This window comes from Arthrobacter sp. DNA4 (genome assembly GCF_024362385.1).
In the GTDB taxonomy this organism is placed as follows: domain Bacteria; phylum Actinomycetota; class Actinomycetes; order Actinomycetales; family Micrococcaceae; genus Arthrobacter.
Map to the genome: position 1 here is coordinate 2,985,174 of NZ_CP101466.1, position 20,881 is coordinate 3,006,054.

Consider the following 20,881-nt stretch of genomic DNA (forward strand, 5'->3'; position numbering starts at 1 on the left):
TGCCCATACTTGCAGTGCTGGACCACTAGGCTGGATAGGTGATTCCCGTTTCTCGACGAACTAAAATCGGTGCCGCTGTTGTGCTGTCCGCACTCCTGCCCCTGTCTGCATGCGCAACCATGCCGCCGGGGACAATCGAGGGGGCCCTGACCGGAATTGGAAGCAATGCCGGCCAGGGAGCTGTCAGTGCGTGGGGCCTGGCGTGGGGAAGCTCGGTGAAGGGAACCTACGTCAGCTACTCCCCCGACGGGTCCGCGGCAGGGCTGAAAGCGTTCCAGGACGGGCAGTCACAGTTCGCTGTTGGTTCCGCTCCGCTCTCGGAAACCGAGGCTTCCGCGGTCCGGGGAATGTGCACAACCAAGGGTGCCATGTCCCTGGCTGCCGGTGTACTGCCGGTGGGTGTAGCCGTCAAGCTCAAGGGCGTCAACGACCTCATCCTGGACGCGAAAACCCTTGCACAGATCCTGCAGGGCGGCATCACGCGCTGGAATGACCCCAAAATAGCGGCACTGAATCCGGAGACCTCCCTTCCTGACGTGGCCATCACGGTTCTCGTACAGGAGGGGCCCTCGGATACTGTCCGCCCGGTTAATTCCTACCTCAAGGAAGCGGGAACCGACTGGAACGCGCCCGCTGAGGACCGATGGCCGGGCAGTGTAAAAGGTCAAGTCCAGTCTCCCCCCTTGGACCTCGCGAACAAGCTGGACGACACCAACGGAGGCCTGTCGATCCTTGATGGAAGCATCATCGGGAACAGGTTCGTCGCTGCCCAGCTTGTCTTCGACGGCAAGCCCCGGCGGCTCCAGGCATCCTCAGTGGTGGACGCCGTGTCCACCGGCAACGTAACCGCGTCATCAACTGCAGTCACCCAGGCACTGGATGGGCGCTCGGGTTATGGCCTGGGCACCGTTATCTACATGTACATGTGCAGGGAGTACACCGACGACCATATGGGCAGGCTGGCCCGCTCATTCGGTGAAAGCGCACTCAGCGAAGAAGCACAAAAGAACGCGAACGCATTCGCCTTCGTCATGTCGCCTAGCAAGAAGGCGGTGAACGAAGGGCGCGCCCTCGTCAATGCAATTGGAGACGGACAGTGAGTTTATTCCTAAGAAGTGTTCGCGCGCGTTCCCTTCCCCGGCCCCTTCCCACCTTCGCGCTCCTGACTGCGATCTTCTTCCTGCTGTTTGGTCTGTGGTCCCTGGCAACACCCTTGATGGGCGTCCCCGACGAACCGGCCCACACCATCAAGGCGGCAGCCGTGGTCCGGGGCCAGGTACTGGTTGAGGACGGCACATCGTTCGGCCACGGCGTCCACGTCCGCGTTCCCAACTACATCGCCAGTCTTCATGCCCAGAGCTGCTACAAGTTCAACAGGGCCCAGGCAGCCGACTGCGCAGCGCCCCTCTACGTGGACGATACGTTCACGAACATCGGTGTCACGTCAGCAGGCTCCTACAACCCGATGTACTACTGGATAGTAGGGCTTCCTACCCTGTTCATGTCCGGCGCACCCGCAATCTACGGCATGCGCCTGGTCAGCGCCCTCTTGTGCGCTGTGTTCTTCGCCGCTGGGTTCACAGCCTTGACGGAGCTGAGGCGGCCAAAGTACGCCGTCCTCGTCGCAGCGCTTGCAATGACGCCCATGGTTCTGTTCCTCGGCGGAGGCATCAACCCCAACTCATTGGAGATTGCCGCCACGATGGCTGCCTTCTCGGGTTTCGTCGTCGTCCTGGACAACCGAAGGGGCACCAAGCGCGTGTTGCCCGCCCTGGCCACCGTCGCGGCCGCGACGGTGGTGCTGGCAAATGCCCGGCAAATATCACTGGTGTGGCTGCTGTGCGCCCTCATCGTAGGGGTTTGCTCCTTCCGGCTCCGCAGGGTCGTGACCGTCTTCAGCGACCGGCGGGTCCTCACGGCTGTAGCACTGGCGGTTCCGGGGGCCCTGCTGGGCCTGCTGTGGATGTACATCGCGGCGAACGGCCCCGCCAACGTCGGAGTTGCTCCTGAGGGTATTGCCAGTCCGCACCCCGACGCCCCCCTCTACAGGGGCTTCATGATCATGCTTGACCAGACCTACGACTTCTTCCCGCAATACATCGGTACCATGGGCTGGCTGGACACGCCGGTCCCCGAACTGGTTGCCCTTGTTTGGGGCGGCTTAATGATTGCAGGCCTTGTGGTCCCCTTCTGCGTCCGCCCGCTGCGGAACTGGACGGGTTACTGGGTGGCGCTGGCCATGCTGTACCTGGTCCCGGCGCTCCTGCAAACCGCGTTGTGGCGCGGAATGGGATTCATCTGGCAGGGCCGCTACACGCTTCCCTTGGTGGTAGTTCTGTTCATCAGTGTGGGACTTGGCCTGCGGAAGCTGCGCTTCCCCGGCGGCGCTCTGGCGTTGCGCATTTCCAGGGTCTTCTTTTGGCTCATCGTCGCGTGCCACACGCTCGCCTTTGTCTATGTTCTGCGCCGCTACGTCGTCGGCATCAGCGAAATAGCCAACTGGCAAACACTGTTTTCGTCACCGCACTGGCAGCCGCCCCTGGGCTGGCTGCCTCTGACCGTCCTGTACCTGCTCGTGACAGCGGTCGGAGCCCTGCTCCTCTTCCGGTACCTCCACCCAGGAAGTCTCCTGGTGAAGGGAACTCTGTCCCGGAACGGCGGAACCCGACACAGCTCAGGCCGGGCGGCCGATAAAGAGGAAGAAGTCATTGGTCGGGAGCCTGCGCCGTCAGGTGCACGCGCTGCGGCTGAAGCGCAGATGAGTGCCGGCGAGAGCCTGCGGCAGGGAAAATAGACTGACCCGGGGCCACCCGGCGGGTCCGAGGGACTCTACCTTGGGGGAAACAGTGTGCCGCCCGTTGTCGACGGATCAACCTGCAGGCTGCCTGCCCGGCATCGAACGGCCGTCAGGCACCTTGCAGGCGGACGGACTGAGGCGTGGGCAGCCGTCCGGCAAGACCGTCCTCTACAGAGTGGTTAGGCCGGGAGGAATCGTCGCGCCGGCGGGCGGGGGTGGAAGCCTGAAGCGCAACACCCGCGTTTCCCTATGAGCGGGCCTCTTCCGGTGTACGCCGGAAGATCCAGTGCCGGTACAGGAAGTAATTCCACGCCGTCGTAAGGATGGTGGCAGCTGTCTTGCCAATGACGTAGGTCCAGCCCACGGCGTCGAACCCAGTGACGATGAGGTCGCTGATCACGATGTTGACGATGACCAGCAGGATGTACTTCAGTGCACTGATGCTGCCGCTGTTGTTGGCGCGGAACGTGAACAGGCGCTGCAGGAGAAAGTTGAAGACCAGGCTCACGATGAACGCGATGGGGGTCGCTATCCATAGCGGGACATCGAAAATTTCGTGGAGGATGGCCAACAGCCCGAGGTCCAGGGCAAACGAGACGCCGCCAACGAGCAGGAACCTGACCACCGGGTGCTGGTAGAGCCCCATCACCATCCCCGGAACAGCTGGAGCAGCCTCGACGGGGGTTTCCGGTGATGAAGACGTGCCTGACGGCGGTGTTGGCATGGGTGGGTGATCCTCTCATGGTTGCGGAGTGTTCAGCCTCTGCACAGCCCGCCTCCAAGTATCCTTAAAGCTATCATGCCGTATTCCACTCGCCCCTTGCTCATGCCCAAAATCAGGACAGCCGGCCCGCGCCGCCTCCCGCCGTCGCCAATCCGGGTACTCATCGTTGCCTGGCTGATTTTCGGCTCCATTGGCAGCGTCTGGAGTTTCGCGTCCCCGCTGATGTCCGTCCCTGACGAACCCGCGCACGCCATCAAGGCCGCTGCGGTGGCCAGGGGGCAACTTATGGGTACGGGGTCCGGCGTGCAGGGCGATCCGTTGGTTGTCCAGGTCCCGGGATACATTGCGAACCTGAATGTCCGCAGTTGTTTTGCCCAGCACTCGAATATCACCGCGGACTGCGCCAAGCCGGTCGACGCAACGGACCGCGGCTGGACCGCAGGAAAGACGTCCGCCGGAAACTACAATCCGGTGTATTACGCGATCGTCGGCATGGGAAGCCGGGGCCTCAGTGGTGAGCCGGCAATCTACGCCATGAGAATCATCAGCAGCTGGCTCGTCGGATTCTTCCTGGCAGCAATCTTCGCGGCCGCCTTCTCGCTTCGCCACTTCAGGCGCCCCGTCATCGCCGCCGCTGTTGCCCTGACGCCGGCGGTGTTCTTCCTCTCCGGTTCAATTAACCCCAATGCTCTGGAGATAGCGACCACCGGCGCCGTCTTCCTCAGCCTGTGCGCCGTCTTTGAACAGGTGGTAAGCAGGACATCGCTGCAACGGCTCCCGCTGGTTCTCCTTACCCTGTCCGCATCGCTCCTGGCGCACACCCGTCCGCTTTCACTGCTGTGGCTGGCGCTCGCTGCGATCGCAGCCGTACTGTGCTACGGCTTCGGGACTCTTATGAAGACCCTGGCCCAGCGCGGCTTCCAGATAGCCATGGGCATCATCGCGTTGTCCTGCGTGTTCGCTCTTTGGTGGGTCTTCTCCGCCAGGAGCTTTGACAGCCTTCTTGCGGGCGCACCTATGCGGGCAGAAGATGCGGCCGTCGCCATGCTGGATAAGACCGTGTTCTTCATGGTCGAGTACGTTGGTGTCCTGGGCTGGATCGACACCATGCCCCCGCCCGGCACCCTTTACACCTGGGTGCTTGGATTTGGCGCCCTGCTGTTTCTCGCCTACACGGCGCGCCCTGTGCGCGGCCGCTGGGTCATGGCCCTGCTCACGGTCACAGTCATCGCCGTGCCCACCGCGCTCCAAGCAAGTTCGAGTGAAAAGCTCGGCTGGATCTGGCAGGGCCGCTACGCACTCGCCATGGTGGTGACCTTGATTCTTGCAGCTGGGGTAACCACGCGGTTCCGCCAGTTCCGGATCACACCGTGGTCCAAGTCCATGATCCGCTGGGGCCTGGTCCTGGGCGTCCTCGCCCACACGTACATCTTCCTGGAGGGACTGCGCCGCTACACCATCGGCATTCAGGACCACGTCAACTGGACCGAAATGTTTGATCCCCGTTGGCAGCCGCCGCTGACCTGGCAGGGCCTCGCCGTCATTTACATCGCTCTTCTGGCCGCCGGTGCCGTGTGCCTGTACCGCCTGCTCACGGTGAAACGTGCAGTGTTCAGCCTGCCCCATGCAGAGTCAGTATCCGCCGTGGACGGGGCGTAAGCCTCCTTTAGGACGCAAAACGGCTGCCGGATGTGAATCCGGCAGCCGTTTCGTTGTTTAAGTGCAGCTACCCGTTCCCGTGAAAAGTTTTCCGCCACGCCTCCATCGATACCAGGTCCGCAAGCGCTGCGCGGTAGTCCGCCGCCAGGGCGTCCCAGTTTTTGTAGAGCGCCGCGTGCTGAAGAGCCGACTGGCCCAGCATGGCTTTCAGCTTTTTTGGGTCGCGTTTGTACCAGGAGGCGGCTGTTCCCTCGGCATTGGACACTACGACGGAATCAAACTGCGCCGTACGGAACCACCTGTTGTCGACGTGGGCAAGGTAACCCTGCGGGCGTTCAAGCGAGGCCGCGGAGGGCTGCTTGAGCAACTGCCGCGCCACTGTCGTCAGGCCCCACTTGACCATGTCCTTCTTCGCGGGCATCTGGCTGTCACCCTGTCCCGAAAGCCCTGCCCCGAGGGAAGGTGCGGGAAAATCGTCTATGTCTTCACGCAGCTGTGCATCGGGGAAGGAGTCCCGCAGCCTGTTGATGCTGGCCAGCTTGGTGGCGAGGGACGGATGCAGATGGGAGGGGCCGGTCATCAGGTCCGACCTCGCCGTCAGCCGGTTCTGCACCGTGAAGTACTGAAGCGAGACGAGGTGCTTTACGTCTTCCTGGAAAGATTCCCGCAACACGGAGCCGCCCTTCGGCTGTGGGCTGTGGAGGAGGGCGGTTATCAGGCGGTTCCGGTTATGGAAATATGCCTGCCAGCCAACCAGGTCGTCTTTATCAATCCATGAGATATGCCAGAGCGCCGCGCCGGGCAAGGATACGGTCCGGTAGCCGTCGGCCCGGGCGCGCAGCCCGTATTCCGAGTCGTCCCATTTGATGAACAATGGGAGTGGAAGGCCGATGTCGCGTATGACGGAAGTGGGTATCAGGCACATCCACCAGCCGTTGTAGTCGACGTCGACGCGCCTGTGCAGCCACGGCGTCTGCCGGAGATTCGACACACTGAAGTCGTGCCGCATCTGCATGTCCTGGTGCGGCTGGCTGGGTGAAAACCGCCGGGAATCAATCGTTTCGCCCATTGAATACAGCGTGCTGCGGCTGTACAGGTCGAACATGTGGCCGCCGACGATGGTGGGCTTACGGCAGCGGCCTGAGAACGCCATCATGCGCAGGATGCTTTCCGGCTCCATCACAACGTCGTCGTCAAGGAGCAGAACGTAATCGCTGCCGTTTTCAACAGCTTCATACATTCCACGGGCGAACCCTCCGGAACCACCCAGATTCGGCTGGTCGATCACTCGAAGCTTGGGGCCGATGCGGGCTGCAACTTCAGCGAAGCCGGGTTGGTCAGCCACCTTGACGGTGCCCTGGTCAACGATCAGTACTTCCCGGGCCACCTCGAGCGCTTCCGGGTGTTCTGCCAGGGCACGGACGTTGGCAAGGCAGAAGTCCGGCTTGTTCATTGTGGTGATCTGGATGGTCGCTGTTTCGAGGGGCCGTTCTGCGGGAGCCCCCTCCCAGCGGGCCTCCCCCAGGATAAGGTCACCCCGGCTTGACGCCAGGTCGAACCAATACCACCCGCCGTCACCAAAGGGTTTGATGGAAAGATTGAATTCTGTTCGTGAGTCGCCGTCGACCCTCGTGCCATCCACTCGTTGAATGGTGCCGCGCGCGTTTGATTTGTAGACGGTGATGGATCCGTGCCCGGACGTCTCGACCACCAGGCGAACCTCGCGCAGGTGTGTCCACCTCCGCCAGTAGCTGGCGGGAAACGCGTTGAAATAGGTTCCCAGCGAGATTTGCTCCCCTGAACGCACGCGTATGGAGAACCGGGACAGCAGGTCGTCGAAGTGCACCTCCCGCTGGCTGGATCCCACAAGTTGCAGCTTGTCCTCTGCCCGTTTGGGATTCCGGGCCGACTCATCGCTTTCCCGGAAACGGATCCCTGTTGCCGGGCCGGGGTCCGCATAGAGCGACATCGTGTCGACTCCGGATTCCGGCGGGAATATCACCCGCTGGAGTGTCGCCCAGCCCGGCGAACCGCTCATGCGTCCACGCCTCCGCTTTCCAGCTTCACGCCGCTTTCGAAGTGCGGCCTGATCTTGTTGTCGAACATGCTCAGCGCGGACCCGATGGCCATGTGCATGTCCAGGTACTTGTAGGTGCCGAGGCGGCCGCCAAACAGGACATCCTTCTCCGCGTTGGCGAGGTCGCGGTACTTGAGCAGCCGCTCCCTGTCCGCCGAGGTGTTGACCGGGTAGTAGGGCTCGTCGCCCTTCTCCGCAAAGCGCGAGAACTCGCGCATGATGACAGTCTTCTCACTCTGGTAGTCGCGCTCAGGGTGGAAGTGGCGGGGTTCGATGATGCGGGTGTAGGGGACGTCGTCGTCGTTGTAGTTCACAACGGACGTGCCCTGGAAGTCGCCCACCTCAAGGACTTCTTCTTCGAAGTCGATGGTGCGCCAGGACAAGTCACCCTCGGCGTAGTCGAAGTAGCGGTCAACCGGGCCGGTGTAAATAACGGGGATGTTGCCCACCACTTTGTTCTTGCTGTACTCGTGGGACTCATCGAAGAAGTCGGTGTTGAGCCGCACCTCGATGTTGGGGTGCTCCGCCATCTTCTCGATCCAGGCGGTGTAGCCGTTGGTGGGCAGCCCCTCGTACTTGTCGTTGAAGTACCGGTTGTCGTAGTTGTAACGCACGGGCAGCCGGGAGATGATGCCGGCCGGCAGGTCCTTGGGATCCGTCTGCCACTGCTTGCCGGTGTAGTGCTTGATGAAAGCCTCGTACAGTGGGCGGCCGATCAGCTGGATGCCCTTGTCGTTCAGGTTCTGGGGGTCCGTTCCCGCCAGCTCGCCGGCCTGCTCCTGGATGAGGTCCCTTGCCTGCCCTGGTGTGAGGTTGGCCCGGAAGAACTGGTTGATGGTGGCCAGGTTGATGGGCAGCGAATAGACCTCGCCCTTGTGGACGCCGTAGACCTTGTGCACGTAGTCAGTGAAGGTGGTGAACCTGTTGACGTACTCCCACACGCGTTCGTTGGAGGTGTGGAACAGGTGGGCACCATACCGGTGGATCTCGATGCCGGTCTGCTCTTCCTTTTCGCTGTACGCGTTGCCTCCGATGTGGTGGCGGCGGTCGATGACGACGACCTTCAGGCCGAGCTCGGTAGCGGCCTGTTCTGCGATTGTCAGGCCAAAAAAGCCGGACCCTACGATGACGAGGTCAGCGGTCACAAAATCTCCTGGTTCGAATGCGGGCAGCGCAAAAGCGTGCATTGTCTGCTGCTCCAGCCTACCCGAGGGACCGCAGGGCCCGTCGAATCAGCATGCCCGCTGTGAGTTGGTGCACACGCCGTTTTCAGGCAGGGCGCAGCACTCCGCCGCCCTCAAGGTAGGCGTCCCCCGTTTCCGGGCAGATCCACTGCCTGCCCTCTTGCGTGAGAGGCTTGCCCGCCTTCCCGACCCATCCGATTCGTCGCGCCGGGACTCCCGCCATGAGGGCAAAGTCCGGCACGTCCTTGGTGACGACGGCGCCTGCCGCCACCATGGCCCACGCACCGATCGTCACGGGTGCTATGCAGACGGCCCGGGCGCCGATGGCCGCTCCCTGCCGGATGGTGACGCCCACTTTGTCCCAGTCATCCTCCGTCTTCAGGCTGCCCTCCGGGGTCACGGCACGGGGAAAGACATCGTTGGTCAGGACCACCGCCGGGCCGATGAAGACTCCCGCCTCCAAAACTGCCGGCTCGTACACCAGTGCGTAGTTCTGGACCTTGCAGTTCTCTCCCAGGACCACGCCCGGGCCAATGTAGGCACCGCGGCCAATAACGCAGTTCTCCCCCAGGCGCGCTGCCTCCCTGATCTGGGCAAGGTGCCACACCTTGCTGCCTGCCCCTATGCAGGCTCCGGCGTCGACGTCCGCGCTGTCAGCGATCGTGTTCAAAGGGGACTCCTTCGCTGCTGTCGGACCGCCTAGTCAGGTCCAGGGTGTAGTGATCCTAACCGGGCTGCCACCTACCGGGGAGCCCGGAAACCACACGTTTATCCACATAGGCCGTGAAACGCCTGCCGGGCGCCGCGTGCCGTGGCTAGCGTGTGGGTACATGCACCAAGGATCCCAAGCGATGACACTCAATTTCACACTGGTTGGCGGCCCGGGATCATCACCGGAGCAGCTGCCCGTGGAACTATCCATCAGCGCCCCGACCGGGACGCCAGGCGACATGATCCACGAGCAGCTGGTCCGGAAGTTCCGTACGGGCGCCGTCACGGTAGATGGGGAGGACCTGCGTTGCGTGGCCTTCGGAGTACCGCCGCTTGTAGAGGCCGCGATCCTTGTCGACGGCGGCCCCATCCCGTCAAGCCGGCGCCCGCGGCGCCGCCCGTCCCCTGAAGCCGCGGCCCCCCTGGCTCTTGCCATCCACAGCGGCGCCGCCGCGGGGACGGTTGTTCCGTTGCGGCGCGGCAGTTACAGCATTGGCCGAAGCGGAACGCGGATAGTCATCCCGGACCCGGAGTTGTCGCGTGAACATGCGCGGGTTGTGGTCACGGACACCGACATCCTGTTGATTGACCTGGACAGTGCCAACGGCACCTATGTTGACGGTGAAAGGATCCGGACCAAGGTCATCTCCACGGATTCCAGCATCAGATGTGGGCAATCGAACCTGTCCCTGGTCTTTGCAGACCCGCCTGGCCGGGCGCTTGCCGACGCCGGCCAGTCCGTGACGGAGCCCATTGTCGTACCCGCGCGCGTTGACGCTGGAAACCGGGCAGCACTCGTTCTCACCGCGGTTCTCCCATTGGCAGCGGGGGTGATGCTGGCCGTATTCACAGGGATGTGGATGTTCCTTGCCTTCTCCGCGGCTTCCGCGTTCGCCGTCCTTGTTCCTGCTGTCAGCGGACGGCGGCAGAGACGGGATCTGTCAGCCGCCCTGCAGGCCGCAGTTGAGGAAGACAGGGAACGACGACGGCGGAGTGCACCGTCCCTGTCCCTCGTCGCGTTGGCAGCACCACGGGGCAAGGAGACGTCCGGTCCCGGCTCCGGCGGAGGCGTCTGGTTGCGGCTGGGCCAGGCAGCGCAGGCGGCCAACGTCCGGATTGAACCGGCAGGCGCCGGTCCAACGGTTCCACCGGCAGGGGCGGTGCCCCTGGTCCTGGACCCGGGCCGCGGACTCACCACCATTGGCGGTCCGCGGTTCGCCACTGACGGCGCCATCCGGTCCATACTCATGCAACTGGGAGGGTATCCGCGCGCAGGCAGAACGCACGTCCTGGTTCATGGAAAGCCAGGAAGCCTGCCACTCGCCGCCCGGTATCTGCCCAGGGTGACTCTCACTGCAACACCACACGCCGCCCTCGGTGTCGTGACCAGCGGTCACCCGCACGGCTGCGAGCGCGCCGTACTGCTGATTCGGGGGGAAAGCTCTGAAGGGGCAGCTGATGACTCAATACGGGACGCAGCGATTCGACACGGATGGCAGGTGCTTCACTTCCGGCCTGAAGAGGGGGAATGGCCCACACCTGACGTCTTTCTTTCCGAGCGCAGGTCTGTCCTGTTCGAGGAGCTTTGCGAGACCATTTTTGTTCCCGATCTGGTGCCGGAGGATGTCTTCACTGGTTTCTGCCGGCGCATGGCAGGCGCCACGCGGCAAGGCACGGTACAAGGGGGAACCGTTCCCGCCACCTGCAGCCTCGGCGATGTCCTGCCGTTGACGTCTGCAGCCACCGCCGCCCGCTGGGGATCCAGCGGACAAAAGGACGGACTGGCCGTACCGCTGGGCCTCACTGCGGCAGGAACCAAAACCCTGGATCTGCAGCACGACGGGCCCCACCTCCTGGTGGCGGGCACTACAGGCTCCGGGAAATCGGAACTGCTCTGCAGCCTCACGCTCGCACTCGCCCTCAGCTACCCGCCCGAGCGGGTCAACTTCTTCCTGATCGATTTCAAGGGCGGCTCGGGGCTTGGTCCACTGAGTGACCTCGTCCACTGTGTGGGACTGCAGACCGACCTTTCCAGCTCCGAAATGGAACGGACACTGACCTCGCTCCGCGCCGAACTGCAGCTCCGGGAGCAATGCCTTGCTGCGGCCCGGGTACCGGACCTTTCCGCGTACCGCTCCACTAAGGCGGCGGAGGACTTTGTCCTCCCCCACCTTGTCATTGTCATCGACGAGTTCAGGATGCTGGTTGAGGATGCGCCGGAGGCGCTCCGTGAGTTGCTGCGGATAGCGTCCATCGGGCGTTCCTTGGGCATTCACCTGATCATGGCAACGCAGAGGCCGCAGGGAGCGCTGACAGCGGACATCCGCGCGAACGTCACGTCCAGCATCGCCCTTCGTGTGCAATCCGACATGGAGTCGGTGGATGTGGTCAATTGCAGGAGCGCTGCGGCCATCAGTGTGGACGCACCTGGCCGGGCGTTCCTGGCCCGCGGGACGGAGGCCGCCGAGGAGTTCCAGGGTGCGTCACTGGCCGTGGCGGCGACGGGCGGTGCATCATGTCCCGTCGCTGTCCACCGGACGATTGATTTTCTCGCGGGCCAGGTTACCCGGCCCGGCAAGGCGCCAGCCTCTGTGCCAACTCCTGCGGAGGCGGTGGAACCCTTGGCAGCCATGGTGCGGAACCTCTGCACCCAGCAGGAGAAGCAGGTCCCGAGGAGGCCCGTCGCCTCTCCGCTGCCGGAGGATCTGGAAGAACCCGTCCCCGGGGGCCAGTCCCCCTGCTCTGCCGCCCCCGCTTCCCGGCCGCTGGAGCCCGTCAATCCGACGGGTGAGGTCCGCCTCGGCCTCATGGACATGCCCGAACAGCAACGGGTGGAAGCCCTGGCGTGGAGTCCTGTCCGCCACCGCCACGCAGCGTTTATCGGCAGCCCTGCGTCCGGTGCCGGGGCGGCCTTGGAACTGGCCGTCCACACATTGATGACCTGTGGCAGTGAAGCCCACTTTTACGTGCTGGACGCCACGGGAGGTTTCCTCCCGCTGGCCAGTGCAGGCCGGGTGGGTGCACTGGCCGGACTGGATGACCTGCGGCGTGGAGTTCGGATTTTGGAGCGGCTTGTCCGGGAGCTGGGTCAGCGGCGGAGCCACCCAACCTCCGGGGAGGTGCCTCTTGTCGTCGTCGTCTCCGGCTGGGGATCCTGGGTGTCGGCTTTCCGTGCGGGACCGCTGGCATGGGCTGAGGACCTGGTCCATGACCTGGTCCGTGACGGCGCCCTGGCAGGGATAACGCTGCTGCTCTCCGGGGAACGGGAGCTTGTCACTGCCAGGTTCTTCGGTGCCCTTCCCAACCGTTTCTATTTTCCGGCCGGTTCCACCGAGGAGAGCCGCGCCATGTGGCCACGAATGCCCTCGGTACCTGCAGTTGAAGGGAGGGCTGTTGCCTTCGGCCCGGTTTCAAACGGCAGTCCTGCTGTCTGCCAGTTCTACCGGAGCCCGGCCCCGAATTCACTGGGCAAAGGCGGCGCAGGATATCCGGTTGCCTCGCTGCGGCCATTCCGGCTGGAACCCCTCCCCGAGCAGATCACGGTGACGGAGGTGACAGCAAGGGCCGCACCGGCACTCCGACAGGGTCCCTTAGACGAAGCCCAGCCAGGCCGGGAACCAGCCGCCGGCGGCCGTCCGCCGGAGCGCCCCATGACCCGCACGGGGCAACGGGATGTCTTCCTCGGAGTCGCCGGGGATGAGCTGGCCGCAGCGTCCTTCCGCATTCCGGCCAGCGGGGTAGTTGCGGTGCTTGGCAACCCCGGAAGCGGCAAGAGCAATACCCTGCGCGCATTGGAGGCACTCAACCCCGACCAACTGTGGTGCGCGCATCAAGGGCCATCCCAGGCCGCGGACGACTTTTGGGCGGACATGCTCCTGCAGGCGGGGAGTGGTTGTTTGCCGCGGGAGGCACTGCTGCTGGTTGACGACGTCGACCAGCTCGCACCTTCGGCATTGAGGGATGTGGGCGAACTACATGCCCTGGGCCATTCCCTGGTGGTAACCGCTGGTTACAGTCCTGCACTTCTCCATCGTGTCCCGCTCCTCATCAATGCACGGTCATCCGGCGCCGGGCTACTGCTCGGCCCGCGTTCGATCGCTGACGGCGACCTTTTCGGGATACGGTTCGACGTCGAGTCCAATCCCCCGCCGGGACGTGCTGCCCTCATCACCGGCGGCCGGGCCGTCCCCCTCCAGGTGGCGTGGGCTGGAGCAGATGGGTGACCGGCCCGCGGGCCAGGACGTGCACACCGTCAGCCACATATCGGGGACGATCCAGCTCAGAGGGCAGGGGGTGCACTCCCTGTGCGGGAGGCATATCTGACAACCGGGTTGGTAAAGAGGAGAACGATGGCGGTGACGGCGGGGACGACCATCGCCAGGCCGGCCAGGACGAGGCCGCTGGTCATCGTGGGCACCCCGATGGTGAGGACGAATAGCTGGGCGACCAGCGCTGCCGCCCTGGTCCACCGGTAGCCCCGGTAGAGGAAGACTGCCACCGCGTACAGCCACGCCGAAAAAGCCAACAGGAGTCCCAAAGTGAAGACGGCACCCCAGAAGGACAGGACCGGGCTGCCACTGAGCAGCTCGTAGGCATACCAGCCAGCTGCCGCCAGGAGGGCAGTGGCCTCGGCAGCCGCAACGATGGCGACGACTTTCGCGGCCGTGGGCACCGGGTTCCGCCGCCCGTTCGTCCCGCCGTCGGGGACGCCGCCGGGTTCGTCGGAAGAGGATGGGGTACCTGCTGGGTCTACCGGGGGTCTTGACACACTGGCACCCTACCGGACATAGTCGGACACTGGTGAGGGCCGGAGCAGCCACTGTGATGCATCGCTCAGGTTTCGTGGGATATCAGGCGTTATTACCCCTTGTTTACACAGCGTTAACATGACAGGCTTGATGCAGATGACCAAGGGGGCCCAGAGGGCCCTTTTCCTTTGTAGCCACTAGTGAATAATTTCACAAAGGCTTATCCCAGAAATGGAGCAACTGATCAGCATGGATTGGCGTAACCGCGCAGCGTGCCTCGACAAGGACCCGGAACTGTTCTTCCCCGTCGGGAATACAGGACCGGCCCTCCTGCAGATCGAGGAAGCCAAGAGCGTCTGCCGCCGGTGCCCCGTTGTCGACACCTGCTTGCAGTGGGCCCTTGAGTCCGGCCAGGACGCCGGAGTCTGGGGCGGAATGAGCGAAGACGAGCGCCGCGCCCTGAAGCGGCGCGCTGCCCGCGCACGCCGCGCTTCCTAGGATCCCGGTGCCGGCGAAACGGCACAAGACGACGCTACCGGCACACAGAGGCCCCGCGACAAATCCATTTCGGATTGTCACGGGGCCTCTGTCAGTTCAAGCCCGCGGTCAGTTAAACCACTGGCCGGAGCGCACCTCCTACTTCCCGGCCAGGCTGAGCCGGATCTTGACCTCGGTCCCGCCGCCCTCGCGGCGCTCCCACGTGATGGTCCCGCCGAGCTCACTCGTGACGAGGGTCCGCACAATCTGCAGGCCAAGGCCCTCCACATGCGGGGTCTGCGGAAGGCCCACGCCGTCATCGGCGATGGTTACAGTCAGCTCTTCGCCGTCCTCCGCTTCGGACCGGTCGGCCACCAGCCAAACCGTGCCCGCCCTCCCCTCAAGGCCGTGCTCCACAGCATTGGTCACCAGTTCGTTGATCACCAGGGCAAGCGGCGTGGCGAGATCGCTGGGGAGCTCCCCGAAGCTGCCGGAGCGTTCCGTCCTGACCTGCTGGGAAGGGGAAGCCACTTCCGCGGACAGCCGGAACTGGCGGCCGATCAGTTCATCGAAATCAACGCTCTGCGTCAGTCCCTGCGACAACGTCTCATGGACCAGTGCGATGGTGGCCACGCGGCGCATGGCCTGCTCCAGGCCCTGTTTTGCTTCATCGCTCACCATCCGCCGGGACTGCATCCGCAGCAGCGCAGCCACCGTCTGCAGATTGTTCTTGACCCGGTGGTGGATTTCGCGGATGGTGGCGTCCTTGGTTACCAGCTCCATTTCACGGCGGCGCAGCTCTGAGACATCGCGGCAGAGGACCAGCGCGCCGAATCGCTGCTGCTCGTCCCGGAGCGGGATGGCACGCAGGGACAGGCTTACTCCCCTGGACTCAATCTCGCTGCGCCAGGGCATGCGGCCGGTAACTACAAGCGGCAGGGTCTCATCGACCAGCCGGCGGTCCTTGAGCAGGCCCGCGGTTACCTCAGCGAGCGAACGTCCCTCCAGGGACTCCCCGTCGCCCAGCCTGCGGAAGGCTGAAACTCCGTTTGGGCTCGCGTACTGCACCACCCCGTCGGCATCCAGCCTGATCAGCCCGTCGCCCACGCGGGGAGCGCCCCGCCGGGAGCCCGTGGGAGAGGCAAAGTCCGGCCACAATCCCAGCGTGCCCATCCTTAGCAGATCGTAGGCGCACTGCCGGTAGGTCAACTCAAGCCGGGACGGCATCCGTGAACTGGAGAGGTCCATATGGGTGGTAACAACTGCAAGTGTCCGGCCGTTGCGCACCATGGGGACAGCCTCTACCCGCAGGGCCATCTCACTGTTCCAGTTCGTCTCGCTGGAGCGCTCAATGGACCTGCTGTTCCATGCCTTGTCCACGAGCGGCTGCAGGTCGGAGCGGATACCCTCACCCACGAAGTCACTGTGGAATGCCGTGTGCGTGGTGGAAGGACGCACGTGGGCCAGGGCAATGTAGCCAAGCTCCGGGTGGGGGAACCACAGCGCCAGGTCGGCGAACGCAAGGTCCGCGACCATCTGCCAGTCCCCCACCAGGAGGTGCAGCCACTCGGCATCGCCCGGCCCGAAATCAGCGTGCTCCCTGATGGGGTCCGTAAAGATTGCCACTGCACCTCCAGTTACGGCGCCTGCTTCCTAGCGCCGGACGATTGACCTCAAGAGCCTCAATGCTACCGACAGTGAGGCCATGTCGTCGGCCTCCAGTGCGTTCACCTCGTCGAACATGCTCTTTGCCCGGCCCAACTGCTCGGCATTTTGCGCCTCCCAGTCCTTGAGCCGCGCATCCGGCGACCCGGTGGCGGACGTGGCGTCCAGCACCGCCGTCGTCATATCCGACACCGTTGAGTACAGGTCATCGCGCAACGCTGCCCGTGCCAGCGCCTGCCACCGGTCCTGCCGGGGAAGGCTGCTGATCCGTTCAAGCAGCGAGTCCGCGTGGAACCGGTTGAACACGGTGTAGTAAACGGCCGCGATCTCCTCTACCCGGTCCTTCCGGGAGCGGGCGATCTTGGCGATGTCCAACAGCACGAAGCTCTCGAACAACTCGGCCCAGCGCAGCGCAAGGCCTTCCGGGAGTTCCCACTCGCGCCCCTTCGCCAGCCACGCCGCCACCCGCTCGCGGTCGTCGCCGCGGAGGTAGTCCAGCAGCCGGGCGCGCATGGGATCCATCAGCGGCTTGAACTCTGCCACCACCTCGGCAATGGGGCGGGAAACACTTTCCTGGCTGAGCAGCCAGCGGACTGCCCGGTCCAGGAGCCGACGGATGTCCAGGTGAACTGTGCTCCAGTGCTCCGTGGGGAACGAGGCAGGCAGGCTGTTCAGTTCCCCCACCATCGCGTCCAGCTCATATACCTCGCGCAGCGCCACAAACGCCTTGGCCACGGCAACTTCGCTGGCCGAGGTTTCCTCCATCACCCGGAAGGCAAACGTGATACCGCCAAGGTTGATCATGTCGTTGGCCACCACCGTGGCGATGATTTCGCGGCGCAGCGGATGCGTGTCCAGTTCGGCGTCAAAACGTTCACGAAGCTGGTGCGGGAAGTAGGCACGCAGGGTGTCACGGAACCAGGGGTCATCGGCGAGATCGCTGTCCCGCAGGGCCGACGCCAGCTCGATCTTCGCGTAGGCGGCCAGTACTGACAGCTCCGGAGACGTCAGCCCCTGGCCCTGCTGCAGCCGTTCCCGCAGCGTTTCGGTGGTGGGCAGCGCCTCCAAATCGCGCTTAAGGTCGGCGCTCTTCTCCAGGCAGTCCATGAGCCGCTCGTAACTCGGGCTCCACTCAGCCACCCGCGTCCGGTCGTTCAGGAGCAGGATGTTCTGGTCGATGTTGTCTTCGAGAACCAGGCGCCCCACTTCATCGGTCATGGAGGCAAGGAAGTCAGCGCGCTCCCCGCGGCAACTTGCGGCAGCAACCATCCGGTCAACGAAGATCTTGATGTTGACCTCATGGTCGGAGCAATCCACACCGGCGGAGTTGTCGATGGCGTCCGTGTTGAGGATGACCCCCTGCAGCGCTGCTTCAATGCGGCCGCGCTGGGTCATTCCCAGGTTGCCGCCTTCACCCACTACCTTCACCCGCAGGTCCCGGCCGTTGACCCGGATGGCATCGTTGGCTTTATCGCCTACGGAGGCGTTCGACTCGGAAGACGCCTTGACGTAGGTTCCGATTCCGCCGTTGTAGAGCAGGTCAGCCGGCGCCAACAGGATGGCACGCAGGAGTTCAGGCGGGCTGAGCTCAGCGGTTTCCGCCGGAAGCCCCAGCGCGGCCCGGACCTGCGGGGACACGGGAATGGACTTGGCCTGACGGGCGAAGACACCGCCGCCTTCGCTGATCAGCGACTTGTCGTAGTCGTCCCAGGAAGACCTGGGCAGGTCGAACAGCCGCTGGCGCTCCGCGAACGAGGCTGCCTCATCCGGGTTGGGGTCCACGAAGATGTGCCGGTGGTCAAATGCCGCCAGCAGGCGGATGTGCCGGGACAGCAGCATCCCGTTGCCGAACACGTCGCCGGACATGTCCCCCACGCCAACCACGGTGAAAGGTTCGGTCTGGGTATCCAGGTCCAGTTCGCTGAAGTGGCGCTTCACCGACTCCCAGGCGCCCCGCGCCGTGATGCCCATGGCCTTGTGGTCGTAGCCCACGGAACCGCCGGAGGCGAATGCGTCCCCCAGCCAGAAGCCATACTCCGCGGACAGCCCGTTGGCGATGTCCGAGAAAGTAGCCGTTCCCTTGTCCGCCGCGACCACAAGATAGGAGTCGTCGTCGTCATGCCGGACAACGTTCGACGGCGGCACGAGCCGTTCGCCGCCGCCCTCGGTAAGGAGGTTGTCGGTAAGGTCCAGCAACCCGCGGATGAACGTCTTGTAGCTTTCGACGCCTTCGGCCATCCAGGCCGCGCGGTCGGTTGCGGGGTCCGGAAGCTGCTTCGCGAAGAAGCCGCCCTTGGCTCCCGTAGGCACGATAACGGCATTCTTGACCGTCTGCGCCTTAACCAGGCCCAGGACTTCCGTGCGGAAGTCCTCCCGCCTGTCGGACCAGCGGAGCCCGCCGCGGGCAACCTTGCCGAACCGGAGGTGCACACCCTCGACGCGCGGGGAGTAAACCCAGATTTCGAACATGGGCCGCGGGAACGGCAGCCCTTCAATATGGGCGGGATCCAGCTTGAAGCTCAGGTGCGGCTTGTTTTGGTAAAAGTTGGTGCGGAGGGTGGCCTCGATCAGGTTGACGAAGGTGCGCAGCACGCGGTCGGCGTCGAGAGTGGCAACTTTTTCGATGGACGCTGCCAGTTCCTGCCGCACCGAAGCCTGGGCCTCAGCGCGTTCACCATCGCTGATGGAGGGATCGAAGCGGGCCGCGAAGAGGGCGCTCAGCCCCCTGGTCACATCCGCGTTGGCCAGGAGAGTGTCCGCCATGAAGCCGAAGGAACTGCTGTTGCCCATCTGGCGCATGTACCGGGCGTAGGCGCGGAGCATGGTGATTTGCCGCCATTGCAGACCTTCCCGCAACACCAGTCGGTCAAAGTTGTCCGATTCCGCAGCACCGGTGACGGCCGCGCCAAAGGAGTCGGCAAGAAGCCCGCCCGTGGACAGGGGGTCCACTCCCGCCGGGTACTTCAGCCCCAGGTCGTACAGGAAGAAGTCCCGGTGGTCTGCTGTTTCGATTTCAAAGGGCCGCTCGTCCAGGACCTCGAGCCCGAGGTTGTGGAAGTAGGGCAGGATCTGGCTCAGGCTTTTGGGCTCCAGCATGTAGAGCTTTACCCGGGCGTCTTCCTCCAGTGTTGCACCGGCGCCTTCGGGAAGGTACACGTGGACTCCAGGACGGTCCTGCCGTGCCCCGGCGTTCCGCTCGGCGGCGGCCCCGTACTTTTCGAACCGGGCGATGTCTTCGAGGGCGTCCTCCACTTCGTAGTCCACGCGGTAGCTGGCCGGGAACGCCTCGGCCCAGGTGGCAGCCAGTTCCTTGGCCTCGGCTGGGTCCCGGCCCTCACGCAGGACCTCCGCGATGCCTTCGCTCCAGGACCTCGCCGCCCGGACCAGCCGCTTTTCCAGCTCGTCGCTGTTGACGTGGCTGACGTCGGCGTCCTTGGGCAGCCGGATGCGGAAGAACAGGCGCGCGAGTGCCGATTCGGTCATCCGGGCTTCGTAGTCGATCGAGACTGCCTGGAAGGTTTCCCGAAGTTCCTGTTCGATGCGAAGCCGGACGTTCGTGGTGTACCGGTCCCGGGGCAGGTACACGACAGCGGACATGAAACGCCCATAGATGTCAGGCCTCAGGAACAGCCGGGTACGCCGCCGTTCCTGCAGTTTCTGGATTCCAAGCGCGGTTGCGGCCAAATCGGGGATTTCGATCTGGAACAGCTCATCGCGTGGGTAGGTTTCCAGGATTCCCAGCAGGTCCTTGCCCGAGTGCGAGTCCGGCGGGAAGCCGGCGTTCTGGAGGACCGCATCCACCTTTTCCCGGACGATAGGAATGTCGCGGACGGAACCGGCATAGGCGCTGGTGGCAAAAAGGCCAATGAAGCGGCGTTCGCCGTTGACGTTACCCGCAGCGTCAAAGCTCTTGATGCCGATGTAGTCCAGGTACGCCGAGCGGTGCACGGTGGACCGTGAGTTGGCCTTGGTGATGACGAGGGCGCGCTTTTCCCGCGCCTTTTTACGGCCGGTATCAGTGAGGTGCTGGATGTGCGGGGAGTCCGCGGCTGCCCGGAGCAGTCCGAGGCCGCTGTCCTCGCGCAGTTCCAGGACGTCTTCGCCGTCGACGTTGAGCAGATCGTATTCGCGGTAGCCCAGGAACGTGAAGTTTCCATCGTCCAGCCAGCGCAGCAGATCCTTGGCCTGCCGCAATTCGGCAATCTGCGCAGAGTTGGCCACCTTGTCCAGGCTTTCGGCGATCTCCAGCGCCTTTTGGCGCATCCTTGGCCAGTCCTCGACGGCGGCCCTGACGTCGTTCAGGACGCGGGTCAGGCCCGCGAGCAGGGAAGTCTTCACTTCGTCGGAAACCCGGTGGATTTCGACGGCGATCCAGGACTCCATGTGCGAGGCATTTTCACCTTGCGCAATGAGGTGGGAAAGGTTGGGCATTGCCGCTGTGTCCCCGCTGGAAATGCCCAGGTGTGCCGGAACCCTGTTGACCTTGACCAGTTCGCCCGTTTCCCGGTTCCTGGTTGCTACGAAAAGCGGGTGGACCACGAGCCTGATGGCCGCGTGCTGCCGGACAAGTTCGGCGTTGACGGAGTCGACCAGGAACGGCATGTCGTCAGTAACGACAAAGATGACGCTGCTGTCCTCTTCATCGATGATCGCTATCTTCGCCTGACCGGGCTGCCGCACGGACGCTGCCCGGCGGTGTTCCTCGGCACGGGCTTCCAGAACATCCCGGGGGTAGCTTCGGGCATCCTCCTCAGCCAGGTGCTGGTAGTAGTCCCCCATGAAGCCTTCAAGGCCTTCAATGGAGAGGGGCTGGTCCTCCACACTGGATCCAGACGACAT

General features: G+C 63.9%; 12 protein-coding genes. 5 read left to right on the plus strand and 7 right to left on the minus strand.

What is annotated here, in order from left to right; translation table 11 throughout:
- Positions 1 to 80 precede the first annotated feature (80 nt).
- Both NMQ03_RS13745 and NMQ03_RS13750 read left to right on the plus strand, forming a co-directional pair.
- Complete coding sequence (locus NMQ03_RS13745; RefSeq protein WP_255172648.1) at positions 81 to 1,100, plus strand: substrate-binding domain-containing protein; 1,020 nt, start codon at positions 81 to 83, stop codon at positions 1,098 to 1,100.
- Positions 1,097 to 2,794 (plus strand): DUF2142 domain-containing protein, encoded by a 1,698-nt coding sequence (locus NMQ03_RS13750; RefSeq protein ID WP_255172649.1) that lies wholly within the window; start codon positions 1,097 to 1,099, stop codon positions 2,792 to 2,794. The genes NMQ03_RS13745 and NMQ03_RS13750 overlap by 4 nt, the downstream gene beginning before the upstream one ends.
- 250 nt (positions 2,795 to 3,044) lie before the next feature.
- Here the strand turns inward: NMQ03_RS13750 and NMQ03_RS13755 are convergent, their stop codons facing one another.
- Entirely contained in the window at positions 3,045 to 3,521 is a 477-nt protein-coding gene (locus NMQ03_RS13755) for a GtrA family protein (protein WP_255172650.1), read from the minus strand.
- Between the two features lie 75 nt (positions 3,522 to 3,596).
- Here NMQ03_RS13755 and NMQ03_RS13760 point away from each other — a divergent pair, with 75 nt between their 5' ends.
- Positions 3,597 to 5,180, plus strand: coding sequence for a DUF2142 domain-containing protein (locus NMQ03_RS13760; RefSeq protein ID WP_255172651.1), 1,584 nt, complete (start codon positions 3,597 to 3,599; stop codon positions 5,178 to 5,180).
- Between the two features lie 67 nt (positions 5,181 to 5,247).
- Here NMQ03_RS13760 and NMQ03_RS13765 read toward each other — a convergent pair whose 3' ends face one another.
- From NMQ03_RS13765 to NMQ03_RS13775, 3 genes are all read right to left on the minus strand, one after another.
- Positions 5,248 to 7,218: a glycosyltransferase gene (locus NMQ03_RS13765; RefSeq protein ID WP_255172652.1), complete on the minus strand. Its 1,971-nt coding sequence runs from the start codon at positions 7,216 to 7,218 to the stop codon at positions 5,248 to 5,250.
- Positions 7,215 to 8,402: a UDP-galactopyranose mutase gene (glf, locus tag NMQ03_RS13770; RefSeq protein ID WP_255172653.1), complete on the minus strand. Its 1,188-nt coding sequence runs from the start codon at positions 8,400 to 8,402 to the stop codon at positions 7,215 to 7,217. Before glf ends, NMQ03_RS13765 begins: the two co-directional genes overlap by 4 nt.
- A 124-nt stretch (positions 8,403 to 8,526) precedes the next feature.
- The gene (locus NMQ03_RS13775; protein ID WP_255172654.1) at positions 8,527 to 9,111 is read right to left on the minus strand and encodes an acyltransferase; all 585 of its coding nucleotides are present in this window, start codon (positions 9,109 to 9,111) and stop codon (positions 8,527 to 8,529) included.
- 181 nt (positions 9,112 to 9,292) lie between these two features.
- Here NMQ03_RS13775 and NMQ03_RS13780 point away from each other — a divergent pair, with 181 nt between their 5' ends.
- On the plus strand, positions 9,293 to 13,375 hold the full coding sequence (locus tag NMQ03_RS13780) for an FtsK/SpoIIIE domain-containing protein (protein ID WP_255172655.1): 4,083 nt from the start codon (positions 9,293 to 9,295) through the stop codon (positions 13,373 to 13,375).
- 56 nt (positions 13,376 to 13,431) lie between these two features.
- Here NMQ03_RS13780 and NMQ03_RS13785 read toward each other — a convergent pair whose 3' ends face one another.
- Positions 13,432 to 13,824: a hypothetical protein gene (locus NMQ03_RS13785; protein ID WP_255175615.1), complete on the minus strand. Its 393-nt coding sequence runs from the start codon at positions 13,822 to 13,824 to the stop codon at positions 13,432 to 13,434.
- 325 nt (positions 13,825 to 14,149) lie between these two features.
- Between NMQ03_RS13785 and NMQ03_RS13790 the strand changes: the two genes are divergently transcribed.
- Positions 14,150 to 14,398: a WhiB family transcriptional regulator gene (locus tag NMQ03_RS13790; RefSeq protein WP_003804966.1), complete on the plus strand. Its 249-nt coding sequence runs from the start codon at positions 14,150 to 14,152 to the stop codon at positions 14,396 to 14,398.
- A 138-nt stretch (positions 14,399 to 14,536) separates the two neighbouring features.
- Here NMQ03_RS13790 and NMQ03_RS13795 read toward each other — a convergent pair whose 3' ends face one another.
- Positions 14,537 to 16,003, minus strand: coding sequence for a sensor histidine kinase (locus NMQ03_RS13795; RefSeq protein WP_159631565.1), 1,467 nt, complete (start codon positions 16,001 to 16,003; stop codon positions 14,537 to 14,539).
- A gap of 27 nt (positions 16,004 to 16,030) precedes the next feature.
- The gene (locus tag NMQ03_RS13800; protein WP_255172656.1) at positions 16,031 to 20,881 is read right to left on the minus strand and encodes an NAD-glutamate dehydrogenase; all 4,851 of its coding nucleotides are present in this window, start codon (positions 20,879 to 20,881) and stop codon (positions 16,031 to 16,033) included.